General features: G+C 74.2%; 17 protein-coding genes. 7 read left to right on the top strand and 10 right to left on the bottom strand.

The features are described from left to right. Positions 1-17 precede the first annotated feature (17 nt). The 5 genes from ACWEPF_RS16715 to ACWEPF_RS16695 form a co-directional block, all read right to left on the bottom strand. On the bottom strand, positions 18-548 hold the full coding sequence (locus ACWEPF_RS16715) for an RNA polymerase sigma factor (RefSeq protein ID WP_452173186.1): 531 nt from the start codon (positions 546-548) through the stop codon (positions 18-20). A gap of 118 nt (positions 549-666) precedes the next feature. Then, positions 667-978, bottom strand: coding sequence for a DUF7701 domain-containing protein (locus tag ACWEPF_RS16710; protein WP_345289046.1), 312 nt, complete (start codon positions 976-978; stop codon positions 667-669). After that, entirely contained in the window at positions 975-1,469 is a 495-nt protein-coding gene (locus tag ACWEPF_RS16705) for a RipA family octameric membrane protein (RefSeq protein ID WP_452173136.1), read from the bottom strand. The genes ACWEPF_RS16710 and ACWEPF_RS16705 overlap by 4 nt, the downstream gene beginning before the upstream one ends. Beyond that, positions 1,466-2,167 (bottom strand): DUF4328 domain-containing protein, encoded by a 702-nt coding sequence (locus ACWEPF_RS16700; RefSeq protein WP_452173135.1) that lies wholly within the window; start codon positions 2,165-2,167, stop codon positions 1,466-1,468. The genes ACWEPF_RS16705 and ACWEPF_RS16700 overlap by 4 nt, the downstream gene beginning before the upstream one ends. A gap of 76 nt (positions 2,168-2,243) precedes the next feature. Continuing rightward, positions 2,244-3,734, bottom strand: a complete 1,491-nt coding sequence (locus ACWEPF_RS16695; protein WP_452173134.1) for a transferase — start codon at positions 3,732-3,734, stop codon at positions 2,244-2,246. Between the two features lie 248 nt (positions 3,735-3,982). Between ACWEPF_RS16695 and ACWEPF_RS16690 the strand changes: the two genes are divergently transcribed. Beyond that, complete coding sequence (locus ACWEPF_RS16690; protein ID WP_345289041.1) at positions 3,983-4,219, top strand: hypothetical protein; 237 nt, start codon at positions 3,983-3,985, stop codon at positions 4,217-4,219. Positions 4,220-4,304: 85 nt separating this feature from the next. On the opposite strand, the gene ACWEPF_RS16685 is transcribed toward ACWEPF_RS16690, so the two are convergent. From ACWEPF_RS16685 to ACWEPF_RS16670, 4 genes are all read right to left on the bottom strand, one after another. Beyond that, entirely contained in the window at positions 4,305-5,519 is a 1,215-nt protein-coding gene (locus ACWEPF_RS16685; protein ID WP_452173133.1) for a saccharopine dehydrogenase family protein, read from the bottom strand. Positions 5,520-5,676: 157 nt separating this feature from the next. Further along, complete coding sequence (locus ACWEPF_RS16680; protein ID WP_452173132.1) at positions 5,677-6,072, bottom strand: SsgA family sporulation/cell division regulator; 396 nt, start codon at positions 6,070-6,072, stop codon at positions 5,677-5,679. A gap of 191 nt (positions 6,073-6,263) precedes the next feature. Beyond that, complete coding sequence (locus ACWEPF_RS16675) at positions 6,264-7,679, bottom strand: FAD-dependent oxidoreductase (RefSeq protein ID WP_452173131.1); 1,416 nt, start codon at positions 7,677-7,679, stop codon at positions 6,264-6,266. Between the two features lie 228 nt (positions 7,680-7,907). Next, positions 7,908-8,336, bottom strand: a complete 429-nt coding sequence (locus ACWEPF_RS16670) for a hypothetical protein (RefSeq protein WP_452173130.1) — start codon at positions 8,334-8,336, stop codon at positions 7,908-7,910. Positions 8,337-8,572: 236 nt separating this feature from the next. Here ACWEPF_RS16670 and ACWEPF_RS16665 point away from each other — a divergent pair, with 236 nt between their 5' ends. From ACWEPF_RS16665 to ACWEPF_RS16645, 5 genes are all read left to right on the top strand, one after another. Next, positions 8,573-9,433: an alpha/beta fold hydrolase gene (locus ACWEPF_RS16665; RefSeq protein WP_380149930.1), complete on the top strand. Its 861-nt coding sequence runs from the start codon at positions 8,573-8,575 to the stop codon at positions 9,431-9,433. 17 nt (positions 9,434-9,450) lie between these two features. Beyond that, entirely contained in the window at positions 9,451-10,377 is a 927-nt protein-coding gene (locus tag ACWEPF_RS16660) for an alpha/beta fold hydrolase (RefSeq protein ID WP_452173129.1), read from the top strand. Further along, a complete protein-coding gene (locus tag ACWEPF_RS16655) occupies positions 10,374-11,207 on the top strand; it encodes an oxidoreductase (RefSeq protein ID WP_452173128.1) in 834 nt (277 codons plus the stop codon). The genes ACWEPF_RS16660 and ACWEPF_RS16655 overlap by 4 nt, the downstream gene beginning before the upstream one ends. 56 nt (positions 11,208-11,263) lie before the next feature. Beyond that, a complete protein-coding gene (locus ACWEPF_RS16650) occupies positions 11,264-11,689 on the top strand; it encodes an Ohr family peroxiredoxin (RefSeq protein WP_452173127.1) in 426 nt (141 codons plus the stop codon). A 71-nt stretch (positions 11,690-11,760) separates the two neighbouring features. Continuing rightward, positions 11,761-12,822: an alpha/beta fold hydrolase gene (locus ACWEPF_RS16645; protein ID WP_452173126.1), complete on the top strand. Its 1,062-nt coding sequence runs from the start codon at positions 11,761-11,763 to the stop codon at positions 12,820-12,822. Between the two features lie 63 nt (positions 12,823-12,885). Here ACWEPF_RS16645 and ACWEPF_RS16640 read toward each other — a convergent pair whose 3' ends face one another. Further along, a complete protein-coding gene (locus ACWEPF_RS16640; RefSeq protein ID WP_452173125.1) occupies positions 12,886-13,278 on the bottom strand; it encodes a nuclear transport factor 2 family protein in 393 nt (130 codons plus the stop codon). Between the two features lie 106 nt (positions 13,279-13,384). On the opposite strand from ACWEPF_RS16640, the gene ACWEPF_RS16635 reads away from it, so the two are divergent. Further along, a complete protein-coding gene (locus ACWEPF_RS16635; protein WP_452173124.1) occupies positions 13,385-13,831 on the top strand; it encodes a MarR family winged helix-turn-helix transcriptional regulator in 447 nt (148 codons plus the stop codon). Positions 13,832-13,859: the final 28 nt, after the last annotated feature.

Raw genomic sequence — 13,859 nt, 5'->3', positions numbered from 1 at the left:
GCCCCTGCGATCCGCCCTCACGTCAGTGCCTTCCGCATCGCGATCCGGGCCCGGCGCGCACGGGTCTTGACCGTGCCTTCGGGCAGTCTGAGCAGCACCGCGGTCTCCCGGACCGTCAGCCCGTCGAGCACCGTGGCCTGCAGTACCTCGCGCAGCTCGGGTGCCAGGCGCCGCAGGGCGTCACCGACGTCGCCGCCGACCGTCCCGGCCAGCGCCTCCTCCTCGGCGCCGGGCGCCACCGCCCGTTCGACGGCCGCCGCCGGAGGTTCCGCGTGGTGCGCCCGGCGGCGGAAGGCGTCGACCAGCCGCCGCGCGGCGATGGTCCACAGCCATCCCACCGCAGAGCCGCCGACCACGCTCCCGGCGAACGCCCCGGCCGCGCGCCACACCGCGAGGTAGGTCTCCTGCATCACCTCGGCGACGATCTGCTCGTCGGCGCAGCGCCGCCGCAGCCGCACCGCCAGCCAGGGCGCCGTCCGCCGGTACAGCTCGTCGAAGGCCGCCCGCTCACCGCGCGCGACCAGCCGGACGAGCTGTTCCTCGTCCAGCGTCTCCAGCGCCCCTGGCGCCCTCCTGCGTGTTCTCACACCTGCCAGACGGCGCAGACTGCCCTCAGGTTCTCGGAATCAGGTGACCTGCCTCACACTCTGCTGACGGAACGCCAGGTCAGGCCCCCTCGCCCGCCCCGGCCCGTCGCGTCCTGCGCGCCGCCTCCCGGATCGCCTCCGCGTACGGGGTGTCGTGGGCGCGCGTCTCGGCGGGGAGGTCGTGGAACGGCACCAGGGCGCGGTGGCCGCCGTCGACCGATCGCATCCAGGCGGACCAGGCGTCGTGCACGTCCTCGTCGGTGACCTGCTCCCCCTTGGCGCGCAGCAGGACCGCGTAGATGCGGAAGAGGCCGTCGGAGTCGGGCGGCGGCACCGCGGACGGCGGCAGGCAGGACCGGATGAGGTCGGCGAGGCGGTCGATGTAGGTCACTTGAGCAGCGTTCCCACCAGCAGGAGCGGATAGACCCCGGCGAACACCAGGGGCACAAGGCGTTCGGAGAGCCCAAGTTCGGCGTACCGGCCGCGTCGTCCGTTCGTCGACGGGGCCGCCTTGAGGTGGTCCCACTCGTCGGTGAAGATCTGCGCGGGGAGGCGCTGCTCCAACGCGTTGATGACCCGGAACTTCGCGGCGTTGAGGTCCCGGTAGGTGCGCAGTTGGAGCCACCAGGCCGCCGAGAGGGTCATGCCCGCGACGGTGACGGCGGCCACGACCCACCAGGCCGAATCCTCCAGCCGGGGGATGCCGAGGCCGAGGACGGTGACCAGGGCGGTCTGGACCGAGAGGAAGAAGGCGTTGGCGCTGCCCCGGCGGGCCGAGACCCGGTCGGCCATCTCCACCGCGAGGCCGTAGAGCGCGAGCAGGTCGGACGGATCGGCCGGCCCGGGGTCGGGCCTGGGCGAGGGAAGGGGGACGGTGGTCACCGGACGCTCCCGGTGAGCTCCAGGGCGCTGTCCTGCCACGCGGTGATCCGCCTGATCAGGACGATGGCCAGCACACCGGCCGCCAGACTCAGCAGCGCCAGCAACGTGCTCACCTGTGCGGAGGAGAGCACCTCGGCCTCGCTCGTCCACTCCTCGGCCATGCCTCGCTGGATCGGGCTGAGGAAACCGAGGAGCACGAAGAACGCCCACCAGGCCTTCACCGGACCGTCGGAGGCCGACCGCCCGGGCGAACTGGCGCGCCACACGTCCGAGACGAGCTGGTAGGGATACCAGAGGTTGACCACGACTGTGCTCCACGACCACACGATCCAGAGCCGGGAGCGGCGGTGTGCTTCCCGGCCGCTGATCGCCTCCGCGTTCGCCCGAGCCCGCCACAGCCAGACGATGAACGCCAGGCCGGCCACGAACCCGGGGACCAGCAGGTACACCAACTCCGAGGAGACCGTCGTGAGGAAGCTGGAGTCCAACGCCAGCGCGTCCGCCTCGGTGGCCGTCCCGGCGAGGGCGTCGCGGACGAGCGCGTAGTACCGCCACGCCGTCACCGCGACCACCAGCTCGCGGAGCACGAGCAACCCGATCAGCAGCGAGGCGGCGACGGCCCGGCCCGCCAACGGCCTGTGCGGCGCGGGGCCGGCCCTGCCGACGTCCGTCCGGACCTTCTGCCCTGAATCCCCCATGGTTCCCCTCCGAATGAGTCCGGATCACCGGCTCCGCCCCTGACGGTGCGGCCCCGGTGTGAAGTTCGGTCGAGCGCTAACGGACACCGAGCAGGTCGAGCACCCGAAAGGGCAGGGCCAGCGCGGCGAGCACCAGCACGCCCCTCCACCACACGACGACCATCGTGCTGTCGCTCCGCCACACGACCAGCCGGCCCCGGACCCCGACGGAGGCCAGCGCGGCCTTCATCGCGCGGCCCGTGAGCCGGGCGGGTGAGGGTTCCCAGACCAGCGGCGCGGCGGCCTTGAGGGCGCGGCGGAGGAAGCCGGGACGCGGGAGGGTGCCGGGTACGGGCTCCACCGCCCGCACCTGTGGCACCCACTCCGGGTCGAACGCGACCGCCGCCGACACCCAGGTGGTGTCCGCCGCCACCTCGGCGAGCCGCATCGGCACCGGCATCAGGCCGTCCAGGCTCCGCTCCGCGTCCGCGGTCCGCCCCGGCGTCAACAGGACGATCCGGTGCGGTGGTTGAGTGGCGAACGCCTGCTCGATCTCCCAGCGCAGCCCCTCCCCCGCTCCCACCCGCAGCACGATGAGCCGGGACAGGTCCATCAGCCTGAGGACCGTCGGCTTCCAGTCGTCCAACGGCAGGTAGAACCGTGCGGCCCCCAGGTGCGGCAACGGCTCCCCGGGCCGGCCCACCGCGATCACCGGCCCGAAAGCCTTCAAGGAGGCGGCGAGTTGCTCCTCCCGCGAGTGGATGGTGAATCCCATCGCGTCGTCGACGGCCATCGCGCTCCGGTCGTCGGCGAAGCTGCGCAGGTACAGCACCGGCTTACGGCCGTCCGCCCGCAGGGCGCGGGCCGCGCCCCGTGCCGAACGGGGACGGGAGTACCTGAGGATCAGCAGACCTGCTCCGACGGCGACCAGCCCGATCGGCAGCAGAAGGAGCTGAACCCCCAACGAGTGCTCCTCTCCGTGCTGTTGCGCGTTGGCGACCGCCCCGCCCCCGGCGAGGAACAGGGCGTATCCGGTCCAGGTCACGGCCAGGAACACCGGCCTGCGCCACCGCGGCTGACGCGCGGCGAACCGGTTCACCAGGCGCACCAGTTCCTCGCCGGCCGTGATGCGCCGACGCCGGAGCCGCACCATCGGTGTGACCAGGGCTCCCGCGACCACGGCCGGCCACAGCGCGGCCTGCTCGAAGAAGTCGAGGTGGCGCTCGAGCGCCGCCCCGTCCCGGGCGACGTCCGCGCCGAGCGGAACCACCCGCTCGCGAGCGGCGGACACCTCGCCCGCCGCCAGCAGCTCGGCAGTGGCGCGCACCGTCTCCCGGCTCCGGCCCGCAGGGGCGTGCGCCTCGAACCAGTCCCTCAGGGCGGTGACCTCGGCCCGCGCCGACGCGTCCGCGCCCGCGTACCGGTCCGTGGCGAGGGTGAAAGCGGCGGCGTGCCCGGGGCCGTCGCGGAAACGATCGCGGGCCTGTACGTCCTGGCACACCGTGATCGCGAAGTGCAGCGAGAGATAGGCGGTGACGACGGCCACCGCCGTGACCCATCGGGCCAGCAGCCTCAGTCCAGGTGACATCCCATCACGCCCCCGCGCCGGAACATCGGTACCCATACGAATTGACCGCATACCACCGGCCTCAAACGCGGACGAGGGCTCGGCGGCAGCCGTTGGCAGAAGCGGCACGAGGTCGTTCCGGTACGCACGCACCAGGATTCACAAGGGTCCGTCGCGCACCCGCCCTGCGTACCCCCCTTCGAGTGGTCCCATCGACGGCCCCGGCGTTGCGCTCCGGCCGTCCGCCGGGCGCAACCTACGCTCCGCAGATGGACGACGCATGGACCGCAGAGCAGGCAGGGTGGTACCGGATCGGACCCGGGGGCCAGGAGTTCCTCGGTCTCGAACGACCGGACGGCGCACCGCACTTGGAGGGCGAGGGCCTGGTCCTGGAGCTGAACCCCGGGGACACGGCCAGCTGGCACCCGGGTGCCCTCGGGGCGGCACGGGCGGATGACGCACCGGCGCGCACGATCCCCTGGGACCACTCCTACGACAACGACTGACCGTCCCACACCCTCCCATGGGCCGGCGGACTCCTGCGGAGCGGCGGTCGGCCGTCGGCAACACGCGGCAGCGGGCGGAAGGCCGTCAGCGACCCGGGGCGGTGGTCGGCAGGGCGTCCAGGACGCGGAAGGTGATGCCGGTCTTGAGCAGGCGGTCGATCAGGGGACGGCCCATGGCGACAGCCGTGGTCAACTGACCCGACAGTGACGGGAGTTCGTCGTAGGCGAGGCAGAGGGCGGATTCGGCGAGCATCCTGGCCGTCTCCTGGTAGCCGGGGTCGCCGCCGGAGACCTCGGTCAGGACGGCGCGGCCGTCGTCCGCCCGGGCGGCGAAACGGACGGTGAACCAGTTCCGGGCCCGCTGCTCGGCGCTCGGGCCCTCGCCGGGCTTGCGCAGGTTCCCCAGCAGGCGGCGCAGGGGCGGGAGTTGGGCGGCGAGGGCGAGGCCCGCCACCGTCGCGATGCCGCCGAGGGCGACCGGCAGGTGCTTGACGGCGGCGTAGTGGGTGTAGCCGAACTCCTCGCCGTACTCCTCCAGCCCCGCCGCCGACCGGGCGACCACCTGGGGGTCGATCGCGGGCATCGGGACCACCCACGCCCGGGCCGGCACCGAGCGCCGCACCCCGCCCATCGGGGTGTGGATCCGGCGCCCCTTCGGCCACGGCTCCGCCGCACGGCGCTCCTTCGCCGCCCCGGCCATCGCGCGGGGCCGGGAGAAGGCGAGCAGCGCCGAGGCGAAAGTCCCGCCGGAGACGGTGCCGCCGACCCGGACGAAGCCCTCCACCGTCAGCTGCTTCAACGGGCCGCCGCGGCGCAGCAGTTCCTCCACCGTGAAGAGGACGCCGAGGTCGTGCGGGACGGAGTCGAATCCGCAGGCGTGCACGATGCGGGCGCCGCTGGCCACCGCCCGTTCGTGGTGGCGCAGGTACATCCGGTCGACGAACTCGGGTTCACCGGTGAGGTCCACGTAGTCGGTGCCGCTCTCCGCGCAGGCGGCCACCAGCGGCTCGCCGTGGCGCAGGTACGGGCCGACCGTCGAGATCACCACCCGTGCGGAAGCCGCGACCTCGCGCAGCGCCTCGCGGTCCGCCGCGTCGGCCACCAGCAGGGGGAGGTCCGCGCAGCGCGGGTCGATCTCGGCCAGCCGGGAGCGGACGGCGGCGAGCCGGCTCCGGTCGCGCCCGGCGAGCGCCCAACGGCAGCCCTCGGGGGCCGCGGCCGCCAGGTACTCGGCGGTGAGCCCGCCGGTGAACCCGGTGGCGCCGAACAGGACGAGGTCGTACGGGCGCGGCTCTGCCATCAACTGTCCCTGCCTACCTACTCGCGGGTAATCGACTGCGCCACGCTAGGAGCCCGCCGGGGCGCTGTCAACGACCCCGCCCGCACGGTGCTCGCGCGATGGCCCGACCGGCCGTCAGGATCCGCCCGGAGAGCACCGGAACCGCCCGCTGCCCCGCTCAGCGGAGCAGCCGACGGATGCACCCGTCCCAGTCGACCAGTTCGCCCTCCGCTCCCGGCGGCACCAGCCGGTGGGAGCGGGCGAGGAAGGCAGCCAGGTCCCGGGTCGGGGCCCGGAGCGCGGCGATACCGTCGCCGGTCGGGCCGCAGAGGGCGAGCAGAGTGGTGCGGCCGTCCACCGGCCGGATGTGCACGTCGCCGTCGCCGCTCGGGCCCACCAGGCCCTCCGCCAGCAGGTCGCGGCCGAAGGCCCAGAAGACCGGGACCGGCTCCTTGGGGAAGTAGCAGCGGACCGCCCACGGGTCGCCCGTGCTGTAGTACAGCTCGACCGGCACGTCCGCACGCGGCCCGACGTGGTGGCGCATCGCCGTCCGCGCCGTGATCAAGTCCGCCATCCGCCGCTCTCCCCTCGTCCCCGGCCCACAGCCCGCAACCCGCAACCGACTGCCGACTGCCGACTGCCGGGACGCGCCTGCCCCGTAATCGGCGGAGCATGCATCCGGCGGCGGACCACCGGATGCCGTCTGCCGGCTGACACCGCGTCGGCGAACGGTCCACCCTCACGACCGGCCGCGGTGGCGGCCCGTCAGGACCAGTGCCGGATCACCGCCGCGGTCACCCTCGGGTGCGCCAGGCCCGCCGGGGAACCGCTCAGGCTGACCGCGTTCCAGACGCTGATGGCGACCCGGTCGTCGGCGGCCGCGGCCCGCATCGTCGCCCCGAAGGCCCTCCCCAGCAGCCGCGCCAGTGCGGGGTGGGTCCCCGGGACCTGCGGCATGGCCCGGTCGGCCATCGTCGAGAAGAGCCAGGGCAGCCGCACCGCCCGCGCGGCCTCCCGGTAGAAGCGCCGCGGCAGGCCCTCCGGCCCGTCGGCCAGACACCGTGCCAGGGCCCGCGCCTCCAGTGCGGCCACCGTCATGCCCGCGCCGTAGATCGGGTTCAGGCTGCACACCGCGTCCCCGACGGAGACCAGGCCCTCCGGCACCCGGCGCAGCCGGTGGTACTCCCGGCGCACGCAGTCCGGGTACTTGAAGGCGGAGATCCCGGTGAGCGGCTCGGCCACCGCGAGCGCCTTCCTGGTGGCGGCGGGGAGCATGGCCCCGGCGAAGGCCAGGAACTCCTCCGGCGTCTGCGGCGGGTGGTTCTCCCGGCCGAACCCGTAGAGGGAGAGCACCCAGGCGTCGTTCTCCTGCTGGGTGAGGACCAGGCCGCGCGGGCGCGCCGGTGTCGCCCCGACCAGCACGCCCTTCGCCGTGCCCAGCACGCCCGGGGGCACCTGGAAGCGGCGGCTGGCGTAGCCGACGTCGACGCGCAGCCGCCTCTCGGCGGGGGCCGGGTAGCCGAGCGAGCGGAGCCAGGCCGCGCCCCGCCCGGCCCTGCCCATCGCGTCCAGCACGAGGTCGGCCGCGAGGTCCTCGGAGGAGCCGACCACCCCGGCCCGGGACAGCCGCACGCCGCTCACCCGTACGCCGCTCGATCCGGCACCGCCCGCCCGGGCGCGGCCCACCCGGCCCGGGCGCGTCTGAACACCGCCCGCCCGGGCAGGGCCCGCCGCAATCGGCGCGGTGGCCTCGAACCCTTGCCGCAGGCTGACGTTGGGCAGCGCGGCGACCCGCTCGCGCAGCCGGCCTTCCAGGAACGGCCGACTCGTCTGGAGCACCCGGCCGATGGGCACCTGCCGCAGGCGCGAGCCGAAGAAGACGATGTCGAGCTCGTCCAGCGCACCGGCGAACGTGCCGCCCGCGCGGACCAGTTCGGCGACGAGTCCGGGGAAGAAGCCGTCCAGCACCTCCGCGCCGGCGGCCGTCAGCGAGTGCACGTGCGCTCCCTGCGGGACGCCGCGCCGGACGGCGGGGGCGCTCTCGAAGGCGTCCCGCTCGACCAGGGTGACGCGGTCGAAGTGCCCAGAGAGGGCTCGGGCCGCGCACAGCCCCGCGATGCCCGCTCCGAGCACCACCGCGTGCCCGGCCCCGGACCGACCGCCGCTTCGCGCTGGATTCACCATCGCCTCCGATCGCCCGCCGCCTTCGGGAAGTCGGGCCGACCGTACCGCCGGGCCGGGCTGCGGAACAGCGTCGGCGTCGGGCCGCCCGAGGCACTCGACGCACGGGGCGCGAACCCGCCCGCGCCTCGCGCCGCCGACGCCCCTCGGAGAACGCCCGCCCGCGAACCGTCACCGGAGCCGCCGGCACACCCTCCAGCGGACCCTCGACGGACTCTCAGCGGACCTTCAGCGGACCTTCAACGGACCGGCGAAGGACTTCCGCAGCGCCGACGGCGCGACCACGGGCAGGAGCGCGGCCAGCAGCTTCCCCTTCAGGGTGTCCGGTGTCCGGGTCAGCCGGACGTCGACCCGGGTGCCGCCGCCCTCCGGCGTCATCCGGAAGTGCCAACCCCCGCCCGAGCCGAAGAGCTTGGAGTCGAGGGTGGTGACGGTGACCTCGTCCCCGCCGGGCTGCCAGTCGTAGCGGGCCCGCTCCCAGGCGGCGGCGGTGCCCTCGGTGACCTCGGCCCAGCCCTCGCCCAGGCCGTGCACCGCGAAGTGCGCCGCGTCGATGGAGGGCCACGCCTGCGCCCGCGCCGGCCCGAAATCGGTGAGCACGTCCAGGACTTCGGCCGGGCCGAGCGAGGAGAGGAGATGGAAGCTGACGACGGTCACGGGGTCCTCCGGTGAAGGGGTGCACCGGACGGTCTGCCCGGCTGCGGCTCCACCCTGTCCGGACCGCCGTCAGCGCCGCATCGGTCAGTTGACGTCGGCCCTCGCCGGTGACCGAGGTCATGACGGTGCCGAGGGTCCGACCGTCAACTGACGGATCTGCCGCCGGTGGTGGTCGGGCGAGGGTGTGGTCATCAGAAGCCCCGGTCACCCCGGGTGTCCCAGAGAGGAACAGTCCCATGGCAGCAGAGAAGAGGGCCAAGGCCGTGCTGGTGGCCGCCGCGAGTGCGGCCCTGGCCACGGCCGTGGTCGGCGGCACCGCCACCGCCAGCGCGAGTGCCCCCGCACCCGAAACCGCCCTGGCCACGGCCACGGCCGGCGCCAAGCCCACCATCGTGCTGGTGCACGGGGCGTTCGCCGACGCGTCCAGCTGGTCCGGCGTCATCAAGCGCCTCCAGGCGGACGGTTACCCGGTGGTGGCGCCCGCCGTGCCGCTGCGCGGGCCGGCCTCGGACGCGGCCGCGCTCCGCGGGGTCATCCGGCACATCCCCGGCCCCAAGGTCCTGGTGGGCCACTCCTACGGCGGCTCGGTGATCAGCGCGGCCGGCGCGGGGGACCCCGACGTCAAGGCGCTGGTGTACGTGGCCGCGTTCCTGCCGGAGGCCGGGGAGACGGCGCTCGGGCTCTCCGGGAAGTACCCGGGCTCCACGCTCGGGCCGACCCTGGACCCGGTCACCTACACGCTCCCCGACGGCTCCACCACCACCGACCTCTCCATCCGCCCCGATGCCTTCCACCACCAGTTCGCGGCCGACGTCCCGGCCGGCCAGGCCGCGTTGATGGCCGCGACCCAGCGGCCGATCGCCGAGGCGGCCCTGAAGGAGCCGGCCACCGTGGCCGCCTGGAAGGAGAAGCCGAGCTGGGACGTGGTCACCACCGAGGACCTGAACATCCCGCGCGCCGCCCAGCTGTTCATGGCGGGCCGGGCCCACGCCCGGGTCACCGAGGTGGCCGCCTCGCACTCCGTCGCCGTCTCCCACCCGGGCACCGTGGCGCGGGTGGTCGCGGAGGCCGCCCGTACCACCCGCTCCGCCAACTGACCGGCCGGAGCAGGAGGATGAACGAGAACGACGACCTCTCCCCCGGCCCGCACCTGCTCCGGGTGGACGGCCTGGAGCAGCGCTACCACGTGTACGGCTCCGGACCGGTCTGCCTGGCCGTGCCCGGCGGGCCGGGTGTCGACTGGGAGTACCTCCGGGCACCCGCCCTGGAGGAGTTCCTGACCGTGGTCTACGTGGAGCCGCTGGGCACCGGCGGCTCGCAGCGCCTGCCCACCCACCCCGACGGCTACACCAGGGCCCGGATCACCCGCAGCCTGGCCGCCCTGCTCGACCGCCTGTCGCTGGAGCGGGTGTTCCTGCTCGGCCACTCCCACGGCGGCTTCGTGGCCCAGCACTTCGCCCTGCACCACCCCGGGCGGCTGCACGGACTGGTGCTCTACGAGAGCGCACCGGTGACCGGCCCGGAGCACCAGGCCGAGGCCGCCACCCGGGTGGGCGAGTTCGTCGCGCGGAACGCGGCGCACCCCGAGCTCCCGGCGGCGCTGGCCGGTCTGCACGCGGCCGGCACCGTCACCGACGACGAGGAGATCACCGCGGCGCTGCGCGCGCTCATGCCCGTCTACTTTGCCCATTTCTGGTCCCGGGAACGCGAGTTCGGGCCGCTGCGCGAGCGGGTTCGGTGCACCTACATCTCGCCGCTCGACGAGCACGGCGTCCCCGACCGGATCGACGACCGTGAGGCGCTCACCTTCCTCACCGTACCGGCCCTGGTCGTGGTCGGCCGCTACGACGTGGTCTGCGGGCCGCGGTGGGCGCGCGAGCTGCACGCCCTGATCCCGGGGTCCCGGCTGGCGGTCCTGGCGGAGAGCGGCCACTTCGGCCACTTGGAGGAGCCCACCGTGTTCGCCGACGCGGTGCGCGCGTTCGTCCGTTCGGTGCCCGTGCGGGTACCGGACGGATCCACCGAAGGGAACGGACGATGACCGGAACCTGGCTCATCACGGGAGCCTCAAGGGGCTTCGGACGGAGCCTCACCGAGGCGGTGCTCGCGGCCGGCGGACAGGTGGTCGCCACCGCCCGGCGCCCGGAGCGGCTGGCCGACCTGGCGGACCGTCACGACGGGCGGCTCAGGGCCGTGGCCCTGGACGTCACGGACCCGGCCGCCGCCCGCGAGGCGGTCCGGACCGGCGTCGAGGCCTTCGGGGTGCTGGACGTGGTGGTGAACAACGCCGGGTACGCCAACAGCGCCCCCATCGAGGAGATGACGGACCAGGACTTCCGGGCCCAGGTCGAGGCGAACTTCTTCGGCGTGGTGAACGTGACCCGGGCCGCGCTGCCCGTGCTGCGCGCCCAACGCGCGGGCACCTTCGTGCAGTTCTCCTCCGTCGGCGGCCGGGTGGGCGGCACACCCGGCATGGGGGCCTACCAGAGCGCCAAGTTCGCCGTCGAGGGCTTCTCGGAGGTGCTGGCCGCCGAGGTCGCACCGTTCGGGCTCGCCGTGGTCATCGTCGAGCCCGGAGCGTTCCGCACCGACTGGCAGGGCTCCTCGATGGAGCTGCACGCCGTGGGCGAGGACTACCGGGAGACGGTAGGCGCGATGAACGCCTACCGGGCCGCCAACGACGGCACCCAGCCCGGTGATCCGGACCGGGCGGCCCGGGTGATCCTCGACGTGGTCGGACGCCCGGACCCGCCGCGCCGCCTGCTGCTCGGCGCCCAGGCCGTGACGGCCGCCCTGGCGGCGGGCCGGGCCCGCGAGGCCGAGACCGAGCACTGGGCCGAGATCAGCCGCTCGGCGGACTTCCCCGCCTGAGCGCCGAACTGAGCACCGAACTGAGCACCGAACAACTCACCGACAGGAGAAGGAACATGACAGTCAGCTACACCGGAACGGTGACCGTGACGGGTGAGGGCCGCAACGGCGGTCAGGTCGCCTCCGACGACGGTCTTCTCACCACCGCGCTCGCCATACCCGCCGAGCTCGGCGGCGCCGGCGGCGCCACCAACCCCGAGCAGCTCTTCGCCGCCGGCTGGGGCGCGTGCTTCCTCGGCGCGGTGCGACGGGCCGCCGCCGGCCGCCAGGTCCGGCTCACCAGCACCCGCGTCACGGTGGAGGCGACGCTGACCCACGGGGCGGGCGACGCCTTCGGCCTGAGCGCCGTGCTCAACCTCGAACTCGGCGGCGTGGAGCAGGAGATGGCCGAGGAGCTCGGCGCCGCCGCGCACCAGCTCTGCCCGTACTCGAAGGCCACCCGGGGCAACATCCCGGTCACCATCAGGGCCGTCGCGGTCTGACACCCCTGCTCCTCCCGCTCCGGGCCGGTCCTCGACGGGCCGGCCCGGAGCCCCGCCTCGAAAGGCTCCTCATGATCACCAGGCGCACCTTCACCAAGGCCCTCGGCACCGGCGCGGCCGCCGCCTCGCTGACCGTCACCGGTCTCCCGGCCGCCCTCGCCGCCCCCGGCTCCCCCGCCACCGTGCGGCGAGCTCCCGTCGTCCCCGCGATCGCTCCGGGCACCCACACCACCTTCCCCGTCCTCCAGCAGGTCCGGGCCGGACTGCTCGACGTCGGATACGCCGAACTCGGCCCCGCTGACGGCCCGGTGGTGATCTGTCTGCACGGCTGGCCCTACGACATCCACAGCTTCGTGGACGTCGCCCCGCTGCTCGCGGACCTCGGCTACCGGGTGATCGTCCCCCACCTCCGGGGCCACGGCACCACCCGTTTCCTCTCCCCGCGCAGCTTCCGCAACGGCCAGCAGTCCGCCGTGGCCCTGGACGTGCTGGCCCTGATGGACGCGCTCGGGATCCACCGCGCGGTGCTGGCCGGCTTCGACTGGGGCTCGCGGACCGCCGACATCCTGGCGGCACTGTGGCCCGAGCGGGTCAAGGCCCTGGTCTCGGTGAGCGGCTACCTGATCACCGACCGGGCGGCGCAGCGGAACCCGATCGCGGCGGCGGCCGAGCACACCTGGTGGTACCAGTACTACTTCGCCACCGAGCGCGGCGCACGGGCGATGCAGGACCCGGACCGCCGCCGTGAGCTGACCCGCTTCGTCTGGCAACAGGTCTCCCCCACCTGGCAGTTCGACGAGGCCACCTTCGCCCGTACCGCCGCCGCCTTCGAGAACCCGGACTACGCCGCCGTGGTGGTCCACAACTACCGCTGGCGCCTGGGCATCGCCGAGGGCGAGCACCGCTACGACCAGTACGAGGCCCGGCTCGCCCGGCGTCCCGTCATCACCGTGCCCGCCGTCACGCTCGACGCCGGGCGCGACCCCTTCACCGCCCCGGGCGACGGCGCGTCCTACCGCTCCATGTTCACCGGCCCGTACGACCACCGCGCCCTGCCGGCCATCGGTCACAACCTCCCCCAGGAGGCCCCGACCGCCTTCGCCCAGGCCGTGGTGGACGCCGACCACCTCTGACCCGCGCCCCGCACGACGAGGGGGACCGTCACCCGACGGTCCCCCTCGTCCGCGTCCGCTCCGTCACCTGGCACTGCCCAAGTTCCGATCGCCCTCGGCCCCTTCGAGCAGCAGGGTGGTCTCCTCGATCCGGCGGAAGCGGCCGTCGGGGGCGAACTCGGCGAACAGGTAGACCTCCATCCGGACGGTGGAGCCGTCGGTCTTGACCACCTCCATGGTGTGGCGGTCGGCGTAGCGGTCGCCGCTGGAGAGCTCGTCGTGGACCTCGACCGAGCCGCCCGCCACCACCGTGCGCAGGTGGGCGATGTGGGCGAGGAACTCGGTGCGGTCGTCCCAGCGGCCGTCGGTGCGCTGGCGGTAGTCGGGGGCGAAGTGCCGGTCCGCGGCCTCCTCCAGGGCGAGGCCCGGGGTCAGCAGCAGGTCGGTCAGGGCAGTGCGGATGTCGGTGCGGGACATGGGAGTTCCTCCACGGCAGGGGCTGGCACACGAGAGTGGATACGTGCTTCGAGCACGCATCTGACCTTAGCCGAAAAGCGTGCGCAGCGCACGCTATTCTTCGAGGGTGACCAACTCCACCGGCGAGGACATCGCCCACGCCCTCGGCCAGCTCCTCCGTCGCGGGACCCGCACCCGCCTCTACGCCCACCTCACCGACGGCCTCGGGGCGGCGGTCGACGACCTCACCTACCCCGTCCTCAGCGGCCTGGCCCGCACCGGACCGTGCAGCGCCGCCGACCTCGGCCGCGAGGTGGAGCTCGACCGCACCACCGTCACCCGCCGCGCCGACCGCCTCGAACAGGCCGGCCTGCTGCGCCGCGAACCCGATCCCGCGGACGGCCGGGCCACCCTCCTCGCCCTCACCCCCGCCGGCCGGGAGGTCATCGCGACGACCCGCCGCCGCCTGGCCGCCGCCATCGAGTCGGCCCTCGCCGACTGGCCGGAGGAGGAGGCCAGGACCTTCGCCCGCCTCCTCCACCGCTTCGTCGCCGAGGGCCCCTTCGCCGCGTAGGACACCGTCGCCCGGGACGGCGCCACCC

This window comes from Kitasatospora sp. NPDC004289, from assembly GCF_053602875.1.
Note: the sequence above shows the minus strand (reverse complement) of the source record. Positions and strands in the feature narration are given on the sequence as shown.